The 20639-nt window shown below is 70.1% G+C and carries 23 protein-coding genes and 3 tRNA genes; 7 read left to right on the forward strand and 19 right to left on the reverse strand.

What is annotated here, in order from left to right; genetic code table 11:
• Position 1: 1 nt before the first annotated feature.
• The 17 genes from BKA24_RS00170 to tilS form a co-directional block, all read right to left on the reverse strand.
• Positions 2 to 841: a carbohydrate ABC transporter permease gene (locus BKA24_RS00170; RefSeq protein WP_184214121.1), complete on the reverse strand. Its 840-nt coding sequence runs from the start codon at positions 839 to 841 to the stop codon at positions 2 to 4.
• A complete protein-coding gene (locus BKA24_RS00175; RefSeq protein ID WP_184214123.1) occupies positions 838 to 1827 on the reverse strand; it encodes an ABC transporter permease subunit in 990 nt (329 codons plus the stop codon). Before BKA24_RS00175 ends, BKA24_RS00170 begins: the two co-directional genes overlap by 4 nt.
• A gap of 5 nt (positions 1828 to 1832) precedes the next feature.
• Positions 1833 to 3116 carry an extracellular solute-binding protein gene (locus BKA24_RS00180; RefSeq protein WP_184214125.1) on the reverse strand — a complete coding sequence of 428 codons (1284 nt, stop codon included), beginning with the start codon at positions 3114 to 3116 and terminating at the stop codon, positions 1833 to 1835.
• A 25-nt stretch (positions 3117 to 3141) separates the two neighbouring features.
• Complete coding sequence (locus BKA24_RS00185) at positions 3142 to 4173, reverse strand: LacI family DNA-binding transcriptional regulator (RefSeq protein WP_184214127.1); 1032 nt, start codon at positions 4171 to 4173, stop codon at positions 3142 to 3144.
• Between the two features lie 243 nt (positions 4174 to 4416).
• Positions 4417 to 5940 carry a lysine--tRNA ligase gene (gene lysS / locus BKA24_RS00190; RefSeq protein ID WP_184214129.1) on the reverse strand — a complete coding sequence of 508 codons (1524 nt, stop codon included), beginning with the start codon at positions 5938 to 5940 and terminating at the stop codon, positions 4417 to 4419.
• Positions 5941 to 5972: 32 nt separating this feature from the next.
• Entirely contained in the window at positions 5973 to 6737 is a 765-nt protein-coding gene (locus BKA24_RS00195) for an SUMF1/EgtB/PvdO family nonheme iron enzyme (protein WP_184214132.1), read from the reverse strand.
• Entirely contained in the window at positions 6734 to 7417 is a 684-nt protein-coding gene (locus BKA24_RS00200) for a Rossmann-like and DUF2520 domain-containing protein (protein WP_184214134.1), read from the reverse strand. Before BKA24_RS00200 ends, BKA24_RS00195 begins: the two co-directional genes overlap by 4 nt.
• A complete protein-coding gene (locus BKA24_RS00205) occupies positions 7410 to 9059 on the reverse strand; it encodes a PH domain-containing protein (RefSeq protein WP_343065799.1) in 1650 nt (549 codons plus the stop codon). The genes BKA24_RS00200 and BKA24_RS00205 overlap by 8 nt, the downstream gene beginning before the upstream one ends.
• On the reverse strand, positions 9056 to 9652 hold the full coding sequence (locus tag BKA24_RS00210; protein WP_184214136.1) for a PH domain-containing protein: 597 nt from the start codon (positions 9650 to 9652) through the stop codon (positions 9056 to 9058). The genes BKA24_RS00205 and BKA24_RS00210 overlap by 4 nt, the downstream gene beginning before the upstream one ends.
• Positions 9597 to 10085 (reverse strand): DUF3180 family protein, encoded by a 489-nt coding sequence (locus tag BKA24_RS00215; protein ID WP_184214138.1) that lies wholly within the window; start codon positions 10083 to 10085, stop codon positions 9597 to 9599. Before BKA24_RS00215 ends, BKA24_RS00210 begins: the two co-directional genes overlap by 56 nt.
• Entirely contained in the window at positions 10082 to 10621 is a 540-nt protein-coding gene (gene folK / locus BKA24_RS00220) for a 2-amino-4-hydroxy-6-hydroxymethyldihydropteridine diphosphokinase (RefSeq protein ID WP_184214140.1), read from the reverse strand. Before folK ends, BKA24_RS00215 begins: the two co-directional genes overlap by 4 nt.
• Positions 10618 to 10983 (reverse strand): dihydroneopterin aldolase, encoded by a 366-nt coding sequence (gene folB, locus BKA24_RS00225; protein ID WP_184214142.1) that lies wholly within the window; start codon positions 10981 to 10983, stop codon positions 10618 to 10620. Before folB ends, folK begins: the two co-directional genes overlap by 4 nt.
• Positions 10980 to 11789 carry a dihydropteroate synthase gene (gene folP / locus BKA24_RS00230; protein WP_184214144.1) on the reverse strand — a complete coding sequence of 270 codons (810 nt, stop codon included), beginning with the start codon at positions 11787 to 11789 and terminating at the stop codon, positions 10980 to 10982. The genes folB and folP overlap by 4 nt, the downstream gene beginning before the upstream one ends.
• Positions 11786 to 12376, reverse strand: coding sequence for a GTP cyclohydrolase I (gene folE / locus BKA24_RS00235; RefSeq protein WP_184214146.1), 591 nt, complete (start codon positions 12374 to 12376; stop codon positions 11786 to 11788). The genes folP and folE overlap by 4 nt, the downstream gene beginning before the upstream one ends.
• Positions 12377 to 12385: 9 nt before the next feature.
• On the reverse strand, positions 12386 to 14392 hold the full coding sequence (ftsH, locus tag BKA24_RS00240) for an ATP-dependent zinc metalloprotease FtsH (protein ID WP_184214148.1): 2007 nt from the start codon (positions 14390 to 14392) through the stop codon (positions 12386 to 12388).
• 101 nt (positions 14393 to 14493) lie between these two features.
• A complete protein-coding gene (gene hpt, locus BKA24_RS00245) occupies positions 14494 to 15045 on the reverse strand; it encodes a hypoxanthine phosphoribosyltransferase (RefSeq protein WP_184214150.1) in 552 nt (183 codons plus the stop codon).
• 9 nt (positions 15046 to 15054) lie between these two features.
• Positions 15055 to 16050 carry a tRNA lysidine(34) synthetase TilS gene (gene tilS, locus BKA24_RS00250; RefSeq protein WP_184214152.1) on the reverse strand — a complete coding sequence of 332 codons (996 nt, stop codon included), beginning with the start codon at positions 16048 to 16050 and terminating at the stop codon, positions 15055 to 15057.
• A gap of 65 nt (positions 16051 to 16115) precedes the next feature.
• Here tilS and ppa point away from each other — a divergent pair, with 65 nt between their 5' ends.
• Positions 16116 to 16649 (forward strand): inorganic diphosphatase, encoded by a 534-nt coding sequence (ppa, locus tag BKA24_RS00255; protein WP_184214154.1) that lies wholly within the window; start codon positions 16116 to 16118, stop codon positions 16647 to 16649.
• A gap of 80 nt (positions 16650 to 16729) precedes the next feature.
• Here ppa and BKA24_RS00260 read toward each other — a convergent pair whose 3' ends face one another.
• Positions 16730 to 18202, reverse strand: a complete 1473-nt coding sequence (locus BKA24_RS00260; RefSeq protein WP_343065800.1) for a peptidoglycan DD-metalloendopeptidase family protein — start codon at positions 18200 to 18202, stop codon at positions 16730 to 16732.
• Positions 18203 to 18402: 200 nt separating this feature from the next.
• On the opposite strand from BKA24_RS00260, the gene BKA24_RS00265 reads away from it, so the two are divergent.
• The 4 genes from BKA24_RS00265 (at position 18403) to BKA24_RS00280 (ending at position 19030) form a co-directional block, all read left to right on the forward strand.
• A tRNA-Glu gene (locus BKA24_RS00265) sits at positions 18403 to 18475 on the forward strand.
• 19 nt (positions 18476 to 18494) lie between these two features.
• Positions 18495 to 18568 (forward strand) — tRNA-Asp (locus BKA24_RS00270).
• 82 nt (positions 18569 to 18650) lie between these two features.
• Positions 18651 to 18723: transfer RNA gene (locus BKA24_RS00275), tRNA-Phe, on the forward strand.
• A gap of 142 nt (positions 18724 to 18865) precedes the next feature.
• Positions 18866 to 19030, forward strand: a complete 165-nt coding sequence (locus tag BKA24_RS00280; protein WP_184214158.1) for a hypothetical protein — start codon at positions 18866 to 18868, stop codon at positions 19028 to 19030.
• A 25-nt stretch (positions 19031 to 19055) separates the two neighbouring features.
• Here BKA24_RS00280 and BKA24_RS00285 read toward each other — a convergent pair whose 3' ends face one another.
• Positions 19056 to 19391: a hypothetical protein gene (locus tag BKA24_RS00285; protein WP_184214161.1), complete on the reverse strand. Its 336-nt coding sequence runs from the start codon at positions 19389 to 19391 to the stop codon at positions 19056 to 19058.
• A gap of 43 nt (positions 19392 to 19434) precedes the next feature.
• Between BKA24_RS00285 and BKA24_RS00290 the strand changes: the two genes are divergently transcribed.
• The gene (locus tag BKA24_RS00290; protein WP_184214163.1) at positions 19435 to 20283 is read left to right on the forward strand and encodes an NAD-dependent epimerase/dehydratase family protein; all 849 of its coding nucleotides are present in this window, start codon (positions 19435 to 19437) and stop codon (positions 20281 to 20283) included.
• A 5-nt stretch (positions 20284 to 20288) separates the two neighbouring features.
• Positions 20289 to 20630 (forward strand): hypothetical protein, encoded by a 342-nt coding sequence (locus BKA24_RS00295; protein WP_184214165.1) that lies wholly within the window; start codon positions 20289 to 20291, stop codon positions 20628 to 20630.
• Positions 20631 to 20639 lie beyond the last annotated feature (9 nt).

Genomic DNA, 20639 nt, shown 5'->3' on the forward strand with positions numbered 1-20639 from the left:
GTCATCCTTTCACTCCGGATCCGAGGTCATTGGAGGTGAAGTAGCGCTGGAACACGAGGAACAGCGCCACTGCGGGTGCGGCGAGCACGACGGCGCCCGCCATCATCGCGCCGAAGGGGTTGGCGGTGGATGCCGCGACGTTGGAGATGAAGTTCGCCAGCGACACCGCGAGCGGCTGCATCGCGGCATCCTTCGTGATGAGGAACGGCCACAGGAACTCGTTCCAAGGGCCGATGAATGTGAGCAGTACGACCGTCAGGAGCGCCGGGCGCACGAGCGGCAGCGCGACGTTCCAGAGCAGGCGGAACTCCCCCGCGCCGTCGATGCGCGCCGCGTCGAACAGCTCCTTCGGGAGCTGCAGGAAGTACTGCCGGAAGATGATCACGGCCGTCGAGTTGATGAAGAACGGCAGGATCATGCCGAGGTAGCTGTCGGCGAGCCCATAGTCGCGGGCGATCATCACGTACAGCGGGATCATCAGCAGCTGGAACGGGACGACCTGCACGAGCAGGGCGAGAGCGAACGTCGCCCCGCGACCGCGCCACCGCAGCACGGCCAGCGCGTAGCCGGCGAGCACACCGAACACCACGGTGCCGAGGATGACCCCGCCCGTGAAGATGCCCGAGTTGGCGAGTCCCTGGAGCAGATCGATCCGGCCGTTGATGGCGCTGTAGTTGTCGAGCGTCAGGTTCGACGGGTTGGGAAAGGCCCCCGCCGGACTGGGGTCGACGTTCGTCTGCAGCGATCCGACGATCATGTAGAAGAAGGGGAAGAGGAACGCGAGCGCGCCGATCGACAACGCGGTGTACATCGCGATTTTCGAGCCGAGTGCCCGCTTCATCGCTCCTCACCTCCCACGAACTTCCGCTGCAGCGCGGCGATGGCCAGCACGAACACGATGAGGACGACGCCGATCGCGGCCGCCACGTCGGGGTTCTGCTGCTCGATGCCGCGCTGATACATGAGCAGCACCGGCGAGGTCGAGGCGCCGTTGGGGCCGCCGCCACCGGTCAGCAGGTACGGCTCGGTGAAGAGGTTCGCGCCGGTGATGGTCGCGAGGAGCACGACGAGGAGCGTCGCCGGCCGGACGCTCGGCACGGTGACCGAGAAGAACTGCCGCAGTTTGCCGCCGCCGTCGACCGACACCGACTCGTAGAGCTCGCGCTGCACGTTCTGCAGGGCCGCGAGGTACAGCAGGATGTAGAACCCGAGCCCCTTCCACGTCACGAACAGCGCGATGGTGGGCATGGCGAGCGCGGAGTTCACGAGCCACGACGGGTCGGGGGCGAGCGGCCCGAGCACGTTGTTGACGAGCCCGCCCCGCGAGAACAGGAACAGCCAGACCGCGACGACGGCCACCGAGGCGGTCACGTACGGCACGTAGTAGCTCACCCGGAAGAACGTGCGCGCCTTCGTGACGCGGTCGAGCGCGGTCGCCAGCAGGATCGACAGCACGACGGTGAGCGGCACGTTGATCACGAGGAAGATCCCGACGTTGCCGAACGAGCGCCACACCTCGGGGTCGCTCAGCGCGGTGACGTAGTTCTCCAGCCCGACGAACGGGCGGTCGACCTGCGCACCGGGTGCCGCGAAGAAGTAGTCCTGGAACGACATCCACACCGCGAACACGACGGGGTAGGCGAAGACCACGAGGACGAACGCGATGTATGGCGCTGAGAACAGCAGCCCGTGGGGCTGCGCGCCGAGCAGTCGCCGGAGCAGGCCCGCGCGCCGGGGTGCGGCCGGGGCGTCGCCCGCGCGGCGCCCCGGCTCCGGGGTCGCACCGGGGTCCGACCCGGCGCGACCCGGAAGGAGATCGGATGCCACGTCACTCACCCCGCGGCGAGCTCGTCGACCTCGGCTGCGGTGTCGGTCAGGAACGTGTCGACCGGCGTCTCGCCGAAGATGACGGACTTGGAGTAGCCGTCGCGGAACGCCTGCCAGATCTCGACCGAGCTGGTGACGTTGGGAACCTCGACGGTGCGGGCGGCCTGGTCGCCGAACTGCTCATAGGCCGGGTTCGCCTCGAAATACTCGGGGTAGGTGCCGGTGAGGTCCTGGCGCAGCGGCATCTGGCCGGTCTCCTCAAGCCATGCGCCGTCCTGCTCTTCACTGGTCGCGAACTTGAGGACGTCCCACGCGGTGGCCTTGTTCTCGCAGGCCGTGAACATGCCGATGTTCTTCGCGTCGCTGAAGGTCCACGTCTCTTCGGGAGCGGTGCCCGCCTCGGTCGGGACGGGGACGGCACCCCACTCGACGGAGTCGCCGTACACGCTGACCGCCCAGGGCCCGACGATTGCCATGGCGGCGTAGCCGTCGGCGAACGCGTCGCCCTGGTACTGCTCGTTCCCGGCGAGCTGCTCTTCGTAGAGGGTGCGCCAGAAGTCCGAGACGGCCTTGCCGTTCTCGTCGTCGAACGTGGCCTTCCCGTCCTCGACCAGCTGCGTGCCACCGGTCTGGGCGGCGTACAGCGGGTAGAAGTCGAACCACGACTGGAAGAACTCGCTCGTCGGCGCCGGGTTGATCGCGTAGTCGGCGACTCCGGCATCCTTCAGCGTCCGCGCGGTCTCGAGGAACTCGTCGTACGTGGAGAGCTTCGGGTTTTCGGGGTCGAGACCCGCCTCCTCGAACATGGCCTTGTTGTAGAAGATCATCACGGGGTTCGACTTCCACGGCAGTTGGTAGAAGCCCTCGTCCTCGGACCGGTACTGGTCGGCGAGCTCGCCGCTGCGGGCCGTGATGTAGTCGTCGCCGTCCTCGAAGTCGGACAGGTTGACGAGTCCTCCCTGCCGTTCGAAGCCGGGCACGGCGGCGGGCGAGGTGTTGAAGACCAGGCATGGCGCGTTGCCGGCGGTGATGGCCGCGCCGATGACCTCTTCGCTTGATGCGCCGGCGGGGATCTCCTGCGCCTTCACCTGCTCGTCGGGGTTCTCCGCGTTCCACGCCTCGACCATCTGCTTGCCCCAGGCGATCTCCGCTTCGTTGTTGGAGTACCAGATGGTGATGTCGCCGCGACCTTCGAGGTCGCCGCCTGCGCCACCGCCTCCGCCGCCGCAGGCGGTGAGGGCGAGGACGCCGCTTGCTGCTGCGGCGGTGATGAGGATGCGTCGTCGCATGTCGATCTCCTTCGTCGGTGCGGCCTCAGGCCGCGGGGGTGGGGGCCGGGCCGGTGGAGGCTCGGACGGTGAGGGTCGGGTCGGCGAGGTCGATGTGCCGGGGTTCGTCGCCGGCGATCGCGGCCAGCAGGGCGCGGGCGGTCGTCGCGCCCCAGCCGCGGGCATCGGTGGCCACCGTGGTGATGGCGGGGTGGATGTAGCGGCCGATCTCCGTGTCGTCGAAGCCGGTGATCGACAGGTCGCCCGGAACGCGAAGCCCTCGCTGGTGGGCGACGCCGATGCCGGCGACGGCCATGCTGTCGTTCGAATAGACGATGGCGGTCGGCGGCTCGGGGGAATCCAGCAGCGCCGCGGTCGCGCGAGCACCGCCCGCTGCGCTGAAGTCGGTCTCGACGGTGCGGGTGTTGAACCCTGCGGCATCCGCTGCTATTCGGAACGCGTGGTGCCGGCGACGCGCGTGCAGCATGCCCTCGGGACCGGCAACGTGCGCGACGCGACGGTGGCCGAGGGCGGCGAGGTGCGCAACGACCAGGCGGATACCCGCCCCGTCGTCGGCCGACACCGAGGTGAACGGGGATGCCACGTCGGGGACGCCGAGCGTGACGGCGGAGATCCCGAGGTGCTGCACGAGCTCCACCCGCGGGTCGGAGGCTCGGATGTCGGTGAGGATGACGCCGTCGACGCGACGGTCGGCCGCCAGGGCGCGGTAGGTCTCGGCTTCTTGGCGCCCGGGGGTGGCGACGGCGAGCACGAGCGCTTGGCCGGTGACGGAGAACTCGTCTTCCAGACCCGCGATGAAGGAGGGGAAGAAGGGGTCGGCGGCGATCACGTCGGGGCTCCGCCCGATGACCAGGCCGCACGCGAAGGCGCGGCCGACGCTGAGAGAACGGGCGCTGAGGCTTGGCGTCCACCCGAGGTCCGCGGCGGCGGCGAGGATGCGGGCACGGGTGTCGGGCGCGACACCGGGACGGTCGTTGAGGGCGAACGAGACGAGCCCCTTGCTCACGCCGGCGGCGCGCGCCACGTCGGCGATCGTCGGGCGGGTCTGCTGCGGCATCCGATCACTCCTTCGTCAGCGGACAGCCTCCACTAAACCGGTTCAGGCTCGCGAACGGAAGGGGTTGACAGTCTCGGCGCGTCGGCGTACCCGCGCGCGGGAAGACGTTGGGTGCGTTGCCGCCCCACCCGTCCGGATCATGTCCTCTCGCCGAAACCACACGTCATGCGCGCGCAGAACATGTGCACTCGGCGAGAGGACATGATGTCGGTGAGTGGATGCCGGCAGGGCGGGGCGAGCCGGTTACTTGACGAGCGGGAAGAGGATCGTCTCGCGGATGCCGAGGCCCGTGATGGCCATGAGGAGGCGGTCGATGCCCATGCCCATGCCGCCGGTGGGCGGCATGCCGTGCTCGAGGGCGCGAAGGAACTCCTCGTCGACGCGCATCGCCTCGTCGTCTCCCTTCGCGGCGAGCTTCGCCTGCTCGACGAAGCGCTCGCGCTGGATGACGGGATCGACGAGCTCGGAGTAACCCGTGGCCAGCTCGAAGCCGCGGATGTAGAGGTCCCACTTCTCGACGACACCCGCGATGCTGCGGTGCTCGCGCACGAGGGGCGAGGTGTCGAGCGGGAAGTCCATGACGAACGTCGGCCGCTCGAGACCGCCCTTAACGAAGTGCTCCCACAGCTCCTCGACGAACTTGCCGTGCGTCGCGATCTTCTCGGGCACCTCGACGCCGACCTCTGCGGCGAGAGCGGCGAGCTCGGCGACCGGGGTCTCGGGCGTGATGGTGCGACCCGCGGCATCCGAGAGCGAGTCGTACATCGAGATGCGGTCCCACTGCCCGCCGAGGTCGTACTCGGTGCCGTCGGCCCACGTGACCGTCGTCGACCCCGACACGGCGACCGCCGCGTTCTGAATGAGCTCCTGCGTCAGGTCGGCGATGCCGTTGTAGTCGCTGTACGACTGATACGCCTCGAGCATCGCGAACTCGGGACTGTGCGTGGAGTCAGCGCCTTCGTTGCGGAAGTTCCGGTTGATCTCGAACACCCGGTCGATGCCGCCGACCACGGCGCGCTTGAGGAAGAGCTCGGGCGCGATGCGCAGGTAGAGCTCGGTGTCGAAGGCGTTCGAGTGCGTCGTGAACGGGCGGGCCGCGGCACCACCGTGCTGCACCTGCAGCATGGGGGTCTCGACCTCGAGGAAGCCGTGCGCGTCGAACGTGCGGCGCAGCGACGCGTTGACCTTGGCGCGGGCGACGACGGTCTCGCGGGCCGTGTCGCGCACGATGAGGTCGAGGAAGCGCGAACGCACCCGACTCTCCTCGCTCAGCTCGGAGTGCAGGTTCGGCAGCGGCAGCAGCGCCTTCGCCGCAATCGCCCACTCGGTGACCATGATCGACAGTTCGCCACGGCGGCTAGAGATGACCTGTCCGGTGACGGAGACGTGGTCGCCGAGGTCGACGAGCTCCTTCCACGACTGCAGCGACTCCTCGCCCACCTCGGCGAGCGACACCATGGCCTGGATGCGGCTGCCGTCACCCGACTGGAGGGCGGCGAAGCAGAGCTTGCCGGTGTTGCGGCTGAACACGATGCGTCCAGCGACGGAGGCGACCGCGCCGGTCTCCTCGCCCGCCTCGAGCGCGGCGTAGCGCTCGCGAAGTGCGGGGATCGTGTCGGTGACGGGGACCGCGACGGGGTAGGCCCCGCCCGCGGCATCCGATCGCTCGGACAGGAGGCGCTCTCGTTTGGCGAGTCGGACGGCCTTCTGCTCGATGACCTCTTCGTCGGTCGTCTCGGCGGGCACGGGCGCGGGCGCGTCGGTCATGGGGGAAAGCTCCTCGGGGGTGTCCTCCCAGTCTACCGGCGGGTCCCCGGCCCTCCGCCGGGCCGCCGCGGCGTCCATCCCGGCGGCAGCGGCCGACCGCCGGCCACCGCATCGGCGGAGGCGGACCAGCCCTGCGCGGCATCCACCGCGTCGAAGCCGCCTCGCGCGACCCGGAACCCGACGTCTTCGTGGGTCATGCGCGGGCCGCCGCCCCGACGGACGCTGGCCCGGACACTCCAGGAGTCGTCGGCGAATCCGCCGCCGCGGAAGACGCGGTAGTCGTCGTAGCGCTCGGTGTCGAGGAAGTCCCAGCACCACTCCCAGACGTTCCCGAGGGTGTCGAACAGGCCGTGGAGGTTCGGGAGTTTGCCGCCGACGGGCTGCGGCGACGCGACGCCGTCAGCCGCCGTCCAGGCGATCTCGACCAGCGGCCCGTAGTGCGGTCCGGTCGACCCGGCACGGCACGCGTACTCCCACTCGGCCTCGGTCGGCAGGCGGTACCCGTCACTGTCGACGTGCCACCGCACCTCCTCGCCGTCGACCGCGTAGGCCGGGTCGAGACCCTCCCACTCCGACAGCGCGTTGCAGAAGCGCACCGCCCGCTGCCAGCTGACATCGACGGCGGGACGTCGGGGGTGGGATGCCGTGATGCCGAGCACCTCGCCCAACTGTTCCTGCGTGACGGGGAAGACGCCGATCTCGAACGGCTCGAGCTCCACGGTGCGGCGGATCTTCCGCCGCGCGTCGTGCAGCGTGACGGTGCCGGCGGGTATCCGCGCGAGCTCGACGTCGGTCACAGCACCGGGTCGTCGCCCGCGGTGAGCGCGCGGTCGACGGTGGTGTGGACGAGGGCGGACAGGTAGCGCCCGGGCTCCTCGACGCCTGCGCCGGCCAGGAGGGCCGATGCCTGCCGCACGATCGAGGCCGAGAACTCCGTGGCGGTCGCGATCGCCTCGCCGTACGCCGCACGATCGGCATCCGCCACGACGACGGGCTCGCAGCCCATCTCGACGGCGAGCGCCTGGGCGATCGGCAGCACGGCGGCCGGCGCGGTGACGGCGGCGTACGAGTCCTGCAGCGCGCGCAGATCGGTGGACGTGCCTGTGAAGGCGATGGCGGGGTGGATGGCGAGCGGGATGGCGCCCTTCGCCGCGGCCGGGGCAAGCACGCCGATCCCGTGCGCGGCGTCGGTGTGCACGAGGAGCTGGCCGATCTGCCATGCCCCGAGGTCAGCGAGCCCTGACACGAGCCCCGCGAGCTCGTCGCGCGGCACCGCGAGCACCACGAGCTCGCTCCGGCGCGCGACCTCGTCGGCGGTCAGCGTGGGGACACCGGGGAGGATCGCTTCGACGCGGTCGGTGTCCGATCCCGCCGTGATCCCGGTGAGCGCGTGACCCGCACCGGCGAGCGCCGCCGCGACGACGGGGCCCACGCGTCCGGCCCCGATGACGCCGACGCCGAGACGACCGTCACGCATCGCGCGGCTCCGGTGCGGGTGTGTCCGCGCCCCACTCGATCTCGACGCTCTCTCCGGCACCGAGAACTCGGTCGGCGGATGCCGCGGCGTCCACGGTCGCATCCGTGGTCGCCCGCCAGAGCGCGACGGCGTCGCGGGAGTCGAGGCCGCCGAGGGCGCCGGAGACGGGGCCGACGACGGTGTGGCCCGTCACGCGCGCGAGACCGAGGGCGCGGTCGAGCGGGCCCTGGTCGACCCGCACCGACTGCAGCCGCGCGAGCGGGAGGATGACGAGCGCCGGCCACAGCCGGCCGCGGCGCAGGAGAAGCGCCTCCGGGAGGAGCCGGAATCCGTTGCGCGGCTGCGAGAGCGGCAGGAACCATCGAGCGCGGCGCGGCGAGACCGTGTAGCCGTCGCCTGGGCGCGGCCCCCGCAGACCCGCGTCGAGGAGCGCGGCATCCACCTCGACGGCGGGGAGCAGCAGGCGCAGGACGCGCTCGACGTCGTCGGCGCTGCCGATGGGGAGCACGTCGGCGAACTGCGTCGACGACGTGTCGGTCGCGGAGCGGCCCGAGAGCCGGTTCACGCGGATGCGCCACCAGCCACCCCAGCGCCACAGCAGCGGCTGGCGGACGTCGACCGCGTGGACGCGACCCGGAGGGAGCGTCTCGGTGACGGTGGTGAGGAGACCGAACGTCACCCGCACACCGGCCGACGTCGGCGCGATCGAGTACCGCAGCGTGCGGATGAACTGACGCACCGCGTACGTCCCGAAACCGATCGCGGCCGGGATGGAGGCTCCCAGTGCGCCGATCAGCCAGGCGGGCTGGAGCACCACACCGACGATCGCCGCCACGATGAGCGCGAGGAACCAGATCGTCGACCCCGACAGCAGGTTGGCGAGGATGAGCCTCCCCAACGGCACGCGGACGATCGAGGCGGGTTCGGTGTCGTCCTCGTCCACACCCAGCACGATCTCGCCGACGCCGGCGGAGATCCGCCCGACGGCGCCCTGCGGCTCGGCGGCGCGACGCACCGCGGCATCCGCTTTCTGCCGGCCCGAGGCGAGTCGGAGGATGTCGCCGCGGATCGTCTCGGCGTTCGAGGTCGACAGGTACTCGAGCTTGACGTTCGCATCGAGCCCGGCGCCCACGACCTCGAGCTTGGCGAGGCCGACCAGCCGCGCGAGCGCGGGGCGCGTGAGGTTCACTCCCTGCACCCGGTCGAGGGGCGCCCGGCGGTGGGTGCGGAACAGCACCCCGCTGCGGACCTCGACGTCGTCGTCGGTGATGCGGAAGGTGTGGAACCGCCACGACAGCCAGAAGATCGCGACCAGAAGGAGGAGGCCACCGCCGACGACGAGCAGGGCGGGGACGATGACGCCGTTGTCGAGGATGTAGTCGACCGGGTCGCCCTCCTCCTCCCAGTTCATGCCCTCGGGCAGGAAGAGGGAGATCAAGCGGTCGCGCAGGTTGGCGACGACGATGCCGATCAGCACGATGAGCGTCAGCCCGCCCCGCAGCAGGGGCGAGAGGGGGTGCAGCCGATGCCACTCGCCGTCGCTCAGGTCCGAGCGGACCGCGTGCGCCGACGGTGCGACGGGAGACGCGGCCGGTGCGACCGGGGACGCCGGGGCGTTCCGGTCGGGGTCGAGGTCGCTCACAGACCGGTCCGCCGCGTCTCGGCCACCTCGATGAGCGCGTCGCGCAGCTCTTCGGCGGCGCGCTGCGGGAGCCCGGGGATGGTGACGCCGGTCGATGCCGCAGCTGTCACCAGCTTCAGCTGCGCGATGCCCAGCCCGCGGTCGAGGGGCCCGTGGGTGATGTCGACGAGCTGAAGTCGTCCGTAGGGCACGGCCACCATGCGCTGCCACAGGATGCCGCGACGGAAGACCAGATCGTCCTCTCGCAGCTGGTAGCCGATCGACCGCGCCTGTCGCGGGGTGATGACCGCGAAGAACAGCATCACGGCGAACGCGATCCCGCCGGGGATGAGGGGCCAGGTCTCGTCGAAGACGAATCGGACGACCAGCACCACCGCGGCGATCACGGCGAGGAGGAAGACGTACCCGATCAGCTGTCCTACGATGTACTTGCGGGAGATCTGGTGCCACGTGCCGTCGCCCAGCGGGAGGCGTTTGGTGCTGCGGGGCTCGGGGATGCGGTCGTAGGTTCCCGTGTCGAAGACCGCATTGCTGCGGTCAGTCGAGGTGGGAGAGGCCGAGTCCGGGCTCGTCTGGTCCGGGCTGCTCGTCATCGTCGTCCTTCCGGATGGTGCACAGGTACTCGGCGAAGAGGGCGGCCGCCGCGAGGACGACTCCGCTGAGGAGCGCGGCGATCACCGCACCCGTCGAGCCTAACGAGGGTGAGACCGGACGTGTGAGGACGAAGACGAGGAGCCCTCCGGCGAAGCCGGCGACGACCGCGCCGACGATGCTCGACGCTTTCGCGAGCATTGCGATGCGCAGCGCCCGGAAGGGATCGATCGGCGCGGTTCCCCGCGTGGCACGCCGGACGGGTATCGCGGCCGCCACGACGGCGACGGCGAGCGCGACGAGGATGAGGGGCAGCACGGTGGACGGGGTGAACGAGGGATGTCCGCCCGCTGTCAGGAGCTGGTCGACGATGAACCCGCCGCCGCCCGCGATCACGGCGAGGGCGACGAGACCCAGGGTGTTCGTGCGCTTCACGGCTGCTCCCCTCCACCGAGGCGGCGCAGCAGATCGGCGACGAGGCCGACGCCGGGCAGGACGGCATCCGGATCGACGGCGTGCCACGGGCCGAGTACGAAGTCCCGCTCTGCCGCGCGCGGGTGCGGCAGCACGAGCGAGGGGTCGTCGCTGCGCACGTCGCCGTAGGTGATGAGGTCGAGATCGAGGGTGCGGCTTCCCCAGCGCTCGCGGCGGACCCGACCGTGACGCCCCTCGATGGCGTGCAGGTATCCCAGCAGCAGAGTGGGCGCGAGTCGGGTGTCGAGGAGGGCGACCGTGTTGAGGTACCGAGGCGCCTCGGCATCGGGACCACCGAGCGTCAGCGCGATCGATTCGAGCGGCGGCGCGGCCGCGACGAGATCGGTCAGCGGCAGGCGACCGAGGTCGGCGATCGCCTCCGCGATGGTCGCGGCGCGATCGCCGAGGTTGGCTCCAAGGGCCACGACCGCGCGCCGCGCGTCTGCGGCGGGGCGCGGAGGGTCGACCGGGAGATCGGCCGCGAGTCGCCTGTTCATACCTCGCGCCTCCGCCGGATCGTCACGGCCACGTCGCCGAATGGGACCTCGATGGGGGCGCTCGGCTTGTGGATCGTCACGGCGACCTCGTCGACGATGGGCCAGGCGAGCGCCGCATTCGCAATCCGCTGCGCGACGGTCTCGAGCAGGTTGGCGGGCTCCCCCGCGAGGATCGCCGCCACCTGCTCGGCGAGCTCGCCGTAGTGGACGGTGTCGAGCACGTCGTCGCTCTCGGCGGCTTTGCGCGTGGACAGCGAAAGCACCACGTCGGCGATGAACTCCTGCCCTTCGCGCCGCTCGTGCGCGTAGACGCCGTGGTACCCGAAGGCCCGGATGCCGGTGACGGTGATCTCGTCGGTCATCGCTCCCCCTCCCACGCGTCGCGGACGGCGAGGGCCAGGCGCGTCGATGCGACGTCGTGCACGCGCACCGCCCACACCGCGGCCTGCGCGGCGAGGACGCTCGTCACGGCGGTGGCGAGGTCTCGGTCGGCCTCGGAGCCGAGGGCGATGCCCGCGGCACCGGCGGCGACGTCGAGCATCCGCTTGCGGCTCGTGCCGATGAGCACGCGGCGCCCGTCCTCCGTCAATCGGGAGAGGCCGCGCGCGACCGCCCAGTTCTGCTCCGGGGTCTTCCCGAACCCGAAGCCGGGGTCGACGATGATGCGCTCGTCCGGAATGCCGGCGGCCCGCGCCGCGTCGACGCGGACGCCGAGTTCTCCCACGACCTCCGCGACGAGGTCGTCGTACACGGCTGCACCGTACATGTCGGCGGAGTGGCCCCGCCAATGCTGCAGAACGATGTCCGCGTCGAGTTCCGCAACAGCGGCGAGCATGCCGTGGTCGGCGAGCCCGCCCGAGACGTCGTTGACGATGAGGGCGCCCGCGCGGACAGCGGCGACCGCGGTGGCGGCGTTCATCGTGTCGACGCTGACGATCGCACCGGCGTCGGCCAGAGCCTCGACCACGGGCAGGATCCGGGCCTGCTCTTCCGCCTCGGTGACACGCTCGGCGCCGGGACGTGTTGATTCCCCGCCCACGTCCAGAAGATCGGCCCCGTCGGCGCGCAGTCGCAGGCCGTGCGCGATCGCGGCGTCGTGGTCGGCGTATCTGCCACCGTCGCTGAAGGAATCGGGCGTCACGTTCACGATGCCCATCACGAGCGTCACGGGCCACCGCCCGTGAGCAGGGCGATGACCTCGGCGCGGGCGACCGGCTCGGTGAACTCGCCGCGGGCGGCGATCGTGACGGTGGATGCCGAAGGCTGACGTCCCCCGCGCATCGTGACGCATTCGTGGACGGCGTCGAGCACGACGAGGACTCCGCGGGTGTCGAGGGAGCCGGCGATCGTGTCGGCGATCTGCTCGCCGAGCCGCTCCTGTACCTGCGGACGGGCGGCGAGGATGTCGATCACCCGGGGCAGGGCGCCCAACCCGACGACCTGCTCCCCCGGGAGGTAGGCAACGTGGGCGCGCCCCGCGAACGGGAGGAGGTGGTGTTCGCACACCGACCGGAAGCGGATGTCGCGGAGCATGACCGCGCCGGAGGGCAGGGTGTCGGGTGCCGGTCCCCGCGAGACCGAGATGGTGTGGGCCAGCGGTGCCGCGGCATCCTCCCCCACCCCGGAGAAGAACTCCGCGTACGCGTCCGCGACGCGTTCCGGGGTCGCGCGCAGACCCGGGCGATCCGGGTCCTCACCGATCGCCTCGAGGAGCTCGCGCACCAGGGCTGACACGCGTTCGCGGTCGACCGCCATGCGGCCTCCCTACGCCGTCGCGGGTCGTGCCTGCCCGGCCTGGCGGCGCGCAGGAGCGGACTCGGACGAGGTCTGCTCAGCCTCGACGTTCGCAGCCACGGGTGCGGACTCCTCGCGGCGCGGGACGTCGACGGGAGGGAGCGTCGAGACCGGCCGCTCGCTGCTGGAGAGCCACTGCGGTCGCGGCGGGAGCTTCTTGACGTCGGAGAAGATGTCAGCCAGCTCGATGTGGTCGAGCGTCTCCTTCTCGAGCAGCGCCAGCGCGAGCTTGTCGAGGATGTCGCGGTTCGCGTTGATGACCTCGTACGCCTCGTTGTGGGCCTGCTCGATGAGGGCGCGCACCTGCGCGTCGACGCGCTCGGCGATCCGCTCGCTGAAGTCGCGACCGTGACCCATGTCGCGGCCCATGAACACCTCGCCCGACGACGAGCCGAGCTTGACGGGCCCGACGTCGGTGGTCATGCCGTACTCGGTGACCATCTTCCGGGCGATGCCGGTCGCCTTCTCGATGTCGTTGGAGGCGCCGGTGGTGGGGTCGTGGAACACGATCTCCTCCGCGACGCGTCCGCCCATCGCATAGGCAAGCTGGTCCTGGAGCTCGTTGCGGGTGACCGAGTACTTGTCGTCGACCGGGAGCACCATCGTGTAGCCCAGCGCCTTGCCGCGCGGGAGGATCGTGACCTTCGTGACGGGGTCGGTGTTGTTCATCGCCGCCGCCGCGAGCGCGTGACCGCCCTCGTGGTACGCGGTGATGAGCTTCTCCTTGTCCTTCATCACGCGGGTGCGCCGCTGCGGACCGGCGATCACGCGGTCGATCGCCTCGTCGAGCGCACGCATGTCGATGAGCTGCGCGTTCGAGCGGGCGGTCAGCAGGGCCGCCTCGTTGAGGACGTTCGCGAGATCGGCTCCGGTGAATCCGGGCGTCTTGCGGGCGACGACCGAGAGGTCCACCGAGGGCGAGAGCGGCTTGCCGCGGCCGTGGACCTCGAGGATCTTCTGGCGGCCCTTGAGGTCGGGGGCGTCGACGCCGATCTGGCGGTCGAAGCGGCCCGGACGCAGCAGCGCCGGGTCGAGGATGTCGGGGCGGTTCGTCGCCGCGATCACGAGGACCGAGACCTTCGGATCGAAGCCGTCCATCTCGACGAGCATCTGGTTGAGGGTCTGCTCGCGCTCGTCGTGTCCGCCGCCCATGCCGGCGCCGCGGTGACGGCCGACGGCGTCGATCTCGTCGATGAAGATGATCGCGGGCGAGTTCTCCTTCGCCTGCGTGAAGAGGTCGCGCACGCGGCTCGCACCGACACCGACGAACATCTCCACGAAGTCCGATCCCGAGATCGAGTAGAAGGGCACTCCGGCCTCGCCGGCCACGGCACGGGCGAGCAGCGTCTTGCCTGTTCCGGGAGGGCCGTACAGCAGCACACCCTTCGGGATGCGCGCACCGACGGCCTGGAACTTGGCCGGGTCCTTCAGGAAGTCCTTGATCTCCTGCATCTCCTCGATGGCCTCGTCGGAGCCGGCCACGTCGGCGAAGGTGACCGTCGGCGTCTCCTTGGTCACGAGCTTCGCGCGCGACTTGCCGAACTGCATGACCTTGCTGCCGCCGCCCTGCGCGCTCGACATGAGCCACCAGAACAGCAGACCGAGCAGGAGGACGGGGAGGAGGATCGAGAGCAGGCTGCCGAACCAGTTGCCCCGGGGCACGACGTCGTTGAAGCCGTCCTTCGGCGCGGCCGAATCCACCGCGGCGACGACCTCGTCGGCGCGCTGCTCCACGTAGTAGAACTGCACCGTCTCCGATCCCTCGAACTCCTTGCCGAGTTCGAGGTCCACGCGCTGGTCGACGTCGGTCATCGTGACCTTCGTGACCGTGTCACCGTCGAGCAGCTCCAGGCCCTGCTGCGTGGTGATCTGCTTGGCGCCGGTGAGGCTCGAGATGAGCGACATCCCGACGATCAGGAGCACAGCGACCAGCAACACGTAGATCAGCGGGTTGCGCGAGAGCTTCTTGACGTTCATGATCCGATCAGGCTACCCCGGCCCGGCTATGGCGCGTCTGGGTATTCGCCCTCGGCGTACGGCCCGCCGCCCGCTCCAGGAGCGGGAACGCGCGGCATCCGTCAGGAGTAGACGTGCGGAGCGAGCACCGCGACGTCGCGGAGGTTGCGGTAGCGCTCGGCGAAGTCGAGGCCGTAACCGACGACGAACTCCACGGGGATGTCGAATCCGACGTAGCGGCAGTCGATCTCGACCTTGGCCGCCTCGGGCTTGCGCAGCAACGCGAGCACCTCGATCGAGGCGGCGCCGCGGGACGCGAAGTTGTCGAGCAGCCAGCTGAGGGTGAGGCCCGAGTCGATGATGTCCTCGACGATCAGCACGTGCTTGCCGGAGATGTCGGTGTCGAGGTCCTTGCGGATCTGGACGACGCCGCTGGACTTCGTGCCGGCCCCGTAGGACGAGACGGCCATCCAGTCCATCTCCATGTCGCGCTTGAGTGCGCGTGCGAAGTCGGCCATGACCATGACCGCTCCCTTGAGGACGCCGACGAGCAGCAGGTCCTTGCCCTCGTAGTCGACCTCGACGCGCCGGGCGAGCTCCTCGAGCTTCGCGCGGATCTCCTCCTCGGTGACGAGGACTTCGGTCAGCTGGTCGGCGATCTCGGCAGCGCGCATTGCAGAAGTCTAAAGACCCGTCCCGGATGCCGTGAACTCGACGACCCGGCCGACCCGTCGGGCACGGCAGCCCGGCAGATCGATCGGCCCCTGCCCCGACCAGTCCGTGACCAGGCGGGCGACCTCGAGGGTCTGCGATCGGGTGAGCGCGACGTGGAACTCGCTGGCGACGACGTGCCGGATGATCCGGTGCCGGAGCGCCGGCGGATTCGCGGCGAGCGCCGCGACCGACACCGCGATGCCCGCCTCGGCCGGCTCGACGATGTCTTCGATGGTCTCGTCGATCATCTCGGCGAACGCTTCGGCGTCCTCCCGCAGCTGCTCCGCGGTGCGGGCGAGCGCTTCGGCGACGCCCGGCCCCAACTCGGCCTCCAGCACCGGGAGGACACGGTGCCGCGTGCGGACACGGGCGAAGCGCTCGTCGTCGTTGTGCGGGTCTTCCCACGGCTCGAGCCCGTCGGCGGCGCACGCGGCGCGGATCGTCGCGCGCCGGATGCCCAGGAGGGGGCGGATCAGCGGGACGCCGTCGAGGTCGGAGACCGGCGCCATGCCCTGCAGGCTCGCCCCGCCCGATCCGCGCGCCAGGCCGAGCAGCACCGTCTCCGCCTGGTCGTCGAGCGTGTGCGCCACGAGGAGCGCTGCGGCCCCCGCGTCGCGGGCGGCGTCGCCCAGGGCGCGGTACCTCGCATCACGCGCGGCGGCCTCGGGCCCGCCACCCGAGCCGACCTCGACCCGCACGACGAGAGCGTCGAGTCCGCGTTCGGCGGCCAGGCGTGCGGCGGTGAGGGCGGCGGCATCCGACCCTTCCTGCAGCCCGTGGTCGACCGTCACGGATGCCGCGCGCAGGCCCAGCTTCGGCGCTTCGAATCCCACCGCCGATGCCAGCGCGAGCGAGTCGGCACCGCCGGACAGACCCACGACGACAGCCGAGCCGGCCGGCAGACCCGTCAGCGCCTGGCGTACGGCACGGCGGACCTCGGCGAGCGCGGGGTGGAGGGAGGGCACGCAGCCACCGTATCCGCGCAAGTAGGCTGTACGCGCAATCTTCACCCTTCCGAAGGAGTACCAGCATGGGCGCCTACGACGCCGTCATCGAGATCCCGCGCAACAGCAAGATCAAGTACGAGGTCGACCACGGCACCGGACGCGTCTTCCTCGACCGCATCCTCTTCACCCCGATGGGCTACCCCGCCAACTACGGGTTCTTCGAGAACACCCTCGGCGAGGACGGCGACCCGCTCGACGTGCTCGTGCTGCTCGACCACGACCTGGCCCCCGGCATCCTCGCGAAGGTGCGACCCGTCGGCGTGCTCAAGATGACTGACGAGGCGGGTGGCGACGACAAGGTGGTCGCCGTGCTCGCGAAGGACCCGCGCTGGGGTCACATCCAGGACGTCGCCGACGTCGACGACTGGACCAAGAATGAGATCAACCACTTCTTCGAGCACTACAAGGACCTCGAGCCCGGCAAGTGGGTCAAGGTCGACGAGTGGGCCGGTGCGGCCGAGGCCGAGCGCCTCGTCACCGAGGCCTTCGAGCGCTTCGACGAGCACGAGGGACAGACCAAGACGCAGGGTGAGGGCGAAGCGCCCAACAGCCTCTGAGCGACTTTGAGGGAGGTCGGATGCCACGCGGCATCCGACCTTCGTCGTTTTCGCCCGGGCGTCGATGCCTCAGGTGGGCGTCAGACGCTGACGCCCCGCGCGCGGAGGAAGGGCGCGGGGTCGACGCGGACGCCGCCGAGGTACACCTCGAAGTGGAGGTGGCAGCCCGTGGAGGCGCCGGTGCTGCCGATGTAGGCGATGACCTGGCCCGCGCGGACACGCTGCCCGTAGCTCACGTTGTATCCGCCGGAGATGATGTGGGCGTAGCCCGTGACCGTGCCGTCGCTGTGCCGCACCTGGATGTAGTTGCCCCAGTCGCCGCTGTAGCCGGCGAAGATGACCGTACCGGCGGCCGCCGCGTAGATCGGCGAACCGCAGGAGCTGGCGAAGTCGATACCGCGGTGACCGCTGGCGGTGCACCGGCCGTTGGAGCAGATGCTGCCGCGGGTGCCGAACCACGAGCTGATCCAGCCGTGCGCGGGACGCACCCAGCCCGAGGGCTGGACCTGTCCGCCACCGCCGCCGGAGCCACCCCCGGACGATCCGCCGCCGCCCGAGCCACCACCCGACGATCCGCCACCGCCGGAGTTTCCGCCGCCGGAGTTGTTGGCGGCTTCTTCTTCTTGACGCCGCTTCTCCTCTTCGCGTCGGCGGCGCGCCTCTTCGGCAGCGGCCTTCCGAGCGGCTTCCTCGCGCTCGCGCTTGATTCTCGCCGCGCGGATACGGCGGCGCTCTTCGACGCCCGCCTTGTAGCCGGCGATGGTCGACGCGGTCGTGTCGCGGAGGGCTGCCAGCTGCGCCTCGAGGACGTCGCGGTGTTCGTTCTGGGATGCCAGTGCGGCCTCGGCCGCCTGGGCCGCCGCCTGCGCGGCAAGGAGCTTTTGCTCGGCCTCGGCCTTGCGGCGGTCCCGCTCGTCACGGGCGACCGCTGCCTGATCGGCGAGGCTCTTCGCGTTGTCACGCGCACCGACCGCCGCCGCGTACACGTCGCGGTTGGCCTCGACGAGCTTGTCCATCGTGCCGAGGCGACCGAGGAGGTCGTCCGCACCGGACGCGGAGTCGGAGAAGAAGAGCTCGAGGGTCGCGTCGGTCTTGCCGGTGCGGTACTGCTGCGCAGCCAAGACGCCCAGCTTCGCCGCCGATTCGTCGGCGCGTGCTGATTCGGCATCCGCCTGCGCCTGAAGCGAGTCGGCACGGGCCACAGCGTCTTCGTAGGCGATGAGCGCGAGCTGGTATTCGGCACCCAGCCGCTCGGCTTCGGCCTGCTTGGACTGGACGTCGTTCTCGAGCGACCGGATCAGTCCCTCGATGCGGGTGATCTCCGAGCCCTTGGCGGACTGGTTGGCGCGAGCCTTCTCGACGTCTTCCCACGACGGGTACTTCGCCGCGAAGGCCGGGCTCGCGAAGCCCACGCCGGCGCCCGCGACCGCGACCCCGAGAACCCCGAGGCCGATGGCGTTGCGCCTGCTGATCGGACGCCGGAAAGAGCGCGCCTCCTCGGCCGTGGGCGCACAGCCGCAATCGACATCGGTCGGCTCGAACGCAGCAGTCACGGCAGGCACCCCCTCACAGGTCCGCTGATCACAGTAGCAACAGTGTTCACATTCGTCACAGGGGTGATTTCGCGCACTGCCGTGCGCCATCTTTTCGCACGTCGCGGCGTCCGTGCGGGTGGACGCGCCCTCGATTCGCACATTCGCAGGAGATCGCATATGCTTGACCCTCGGTAAGCGTGAGCCCCCGCGGTTCGCTCGGCCCCATCGTTTAGCGGCCTAGGACGCCGCCCTTTCACGGCGGTAGCACGGGTTCGAATCCCGTTGGGGTCACTCAAAATTGAATATGCATGGCCCTGTAGCGCAGTTGGTTAGCGTGCCGCCCTGTCACGGCGGAGGTCGCGGGTTCAAGTCCCGTCAGGGTCGCTCCGAGCGACAGGCCCCTTGTCTTCAGCTTCTGTTGAATTCAGCGGGCCTTTCGTCTAGGACATGGCTCTCGCAGCCATGCGGCTCTGTAGCTCAGTTGGTAGAGCGCACGACTGAAAATCGTGAGGTCACGGGATCGACGCCCGTCGGAGCCACAAGGATCGTCGTTACAACGGTCCCAGGAACCCTCGCCTAGCTTCTACATGGCGGGGGTTTCGTCTTTTCCGGGGTGGCACGCGGCTTCGCGACACCGGGACGAGTGTCGCCATACGGATCGGACTGAGCCAGACTCGGAGCGTGGATCCCCTCACGAGCCTCGTGCTCACGCTCACGCTCTGCGCCATCGGCTTCTACGTCCTCTACTGGATCGTTCGCAAGGCCGTCGCCCACGGCATTCGAGACGCACGTGTCACACGTGCGGCGAAGCCAGAGGACACCGCCCGAACCGCTCACCAGCGTTAGACCAGCAGCTTCCGCAAGCCCCGGGTCAGCCGGCGAAGGACCGCGCGAGGAAGAAGCCGCCGAGGAGAACGCCTGTCGCGAGGAGGGGCACCCACGCGAGGTCCCGGCTCGTCCGCCATGCCACGACGAAGGCGACCGCACTGATCGCGTAGCTCGCCGCGATCGCCAGCAGGAAAACCATCCCCGCCCGGTCGACGGCCGCCGGGTCGCAGCCGGGTCCGCACGCGGCACTCCCGAAGACGACCTCGAAGAACCAGGTCAGCGCGAGCACGACGGTCGCGACGACCTGCAGCACCGCGACCGCGGCCACGGCACCGGCTGCACGGGATCCGGCAGGTGGTTGAGAGGCCTCAGGCGACATGATCCGCGACCGTAGCACCCGACCGCCGTGGCAAGCTGACGGCATGCGCATCGCCGTCACAGGATCCTCCGGAAAGCTCGGCACCGTCGTCGTCAGAGAGCTCGCTGCGGCGGGCCACGAGATCATCGGGCTCGATGTCCACGGCACCCGCGGCCCCGGCTTCGTGCAGGTCGACCTGACCGACTACGGCCAGGTCGTCGACGCCCTGACCGCCGTGGGCGATCAGCACGACGGCGTCGATGCGCTCGTCCATCTCGCCGCCATCCCGGCTCCCGGCATCCGCTCCGACGTCGCGACCTTCCACAACAACATGACGAGCACGTTCAACGTGTTCTGGGCGGCCCTGCGCATCGGGGTCACTCGCATCGTCTACGCATCGAGCGAGACCGTGCAGGGGCTCCCCTTCGACGTGCCGCCGCCATACATCCCGGTGGACGAGGGGTACCCGGCCCGGCCGGAGTCGGTGTACTCGGTCGTCAAGCACCTCGAGGAGCAGCTCGCGATCGAACTGACCCGATGGCATCCCGAGGCGTCGATCACCGCTCTGCGCTTCTCGAACGTGATGGTGCCCGAGGACTACGCCGAGTTCCCTTCGTTCGACGCCGACTCCCGACAGCGGAAGTGGAACCTCTGGAGCTACATCGACGCCCGCGATGGTGCGCAGGCGATCGCCCGCGCGCTCGAATCTGCCCCGCCCGGGTTCGATCACTTCCTGATCGCAGCCGCCGACACCGTGATGAGCCGGCCCAACGCTGACCTCGTCGCCGAGGTCTTCCCGGGGGTCGAGGTGCGGGGCGAGCTCGGCGAGCACGATTCACTCTTCTCCACCGCGAAGGCGCAGCGGCTCCTCGGCTACCAGCCGCGCCATTCGTGGCGCGACGAGATCGGCTGATCCGGGTGGCCGATGCCGGTGACGCGTTCGTCCGGTTCTGTCGCAGCCGAAAGAGCGGGCGCCGCTGCACGCGACCACTCGAGCACCCCGGGCTCCACCGGCACCGCACGATCATGTGGACGGATGCCGCGGCCGACCCGCCGCGCTGCGCAGGCTCCGGCGAAGCCGCCCGTCCGGCCGAGACCGCAGCGGACGGCTATCCGAACGGTCGCGCCCTGTGCACCCGGTGCCAGCGCTTCGTCGCGATCGAGGACGGCATCCTCGCCGACCACGACGCCTCGGATGCTTCCGAGACCGCCGAGGAGGTGACCCGCCGACGGGAGTGGCTGAACAGCCACGGCTGGTGACGCCGGCAT

This window comes from Microbacterium marinum (genome assembly GCF_014204835.1).
Taxonomy (GTDB): domain Bacteria; phylum Actinomycetota; class Actinomycetes; order Actinomycetales; family Microbacteriaceae; genus Microbacterium; species Microbacterium marinum.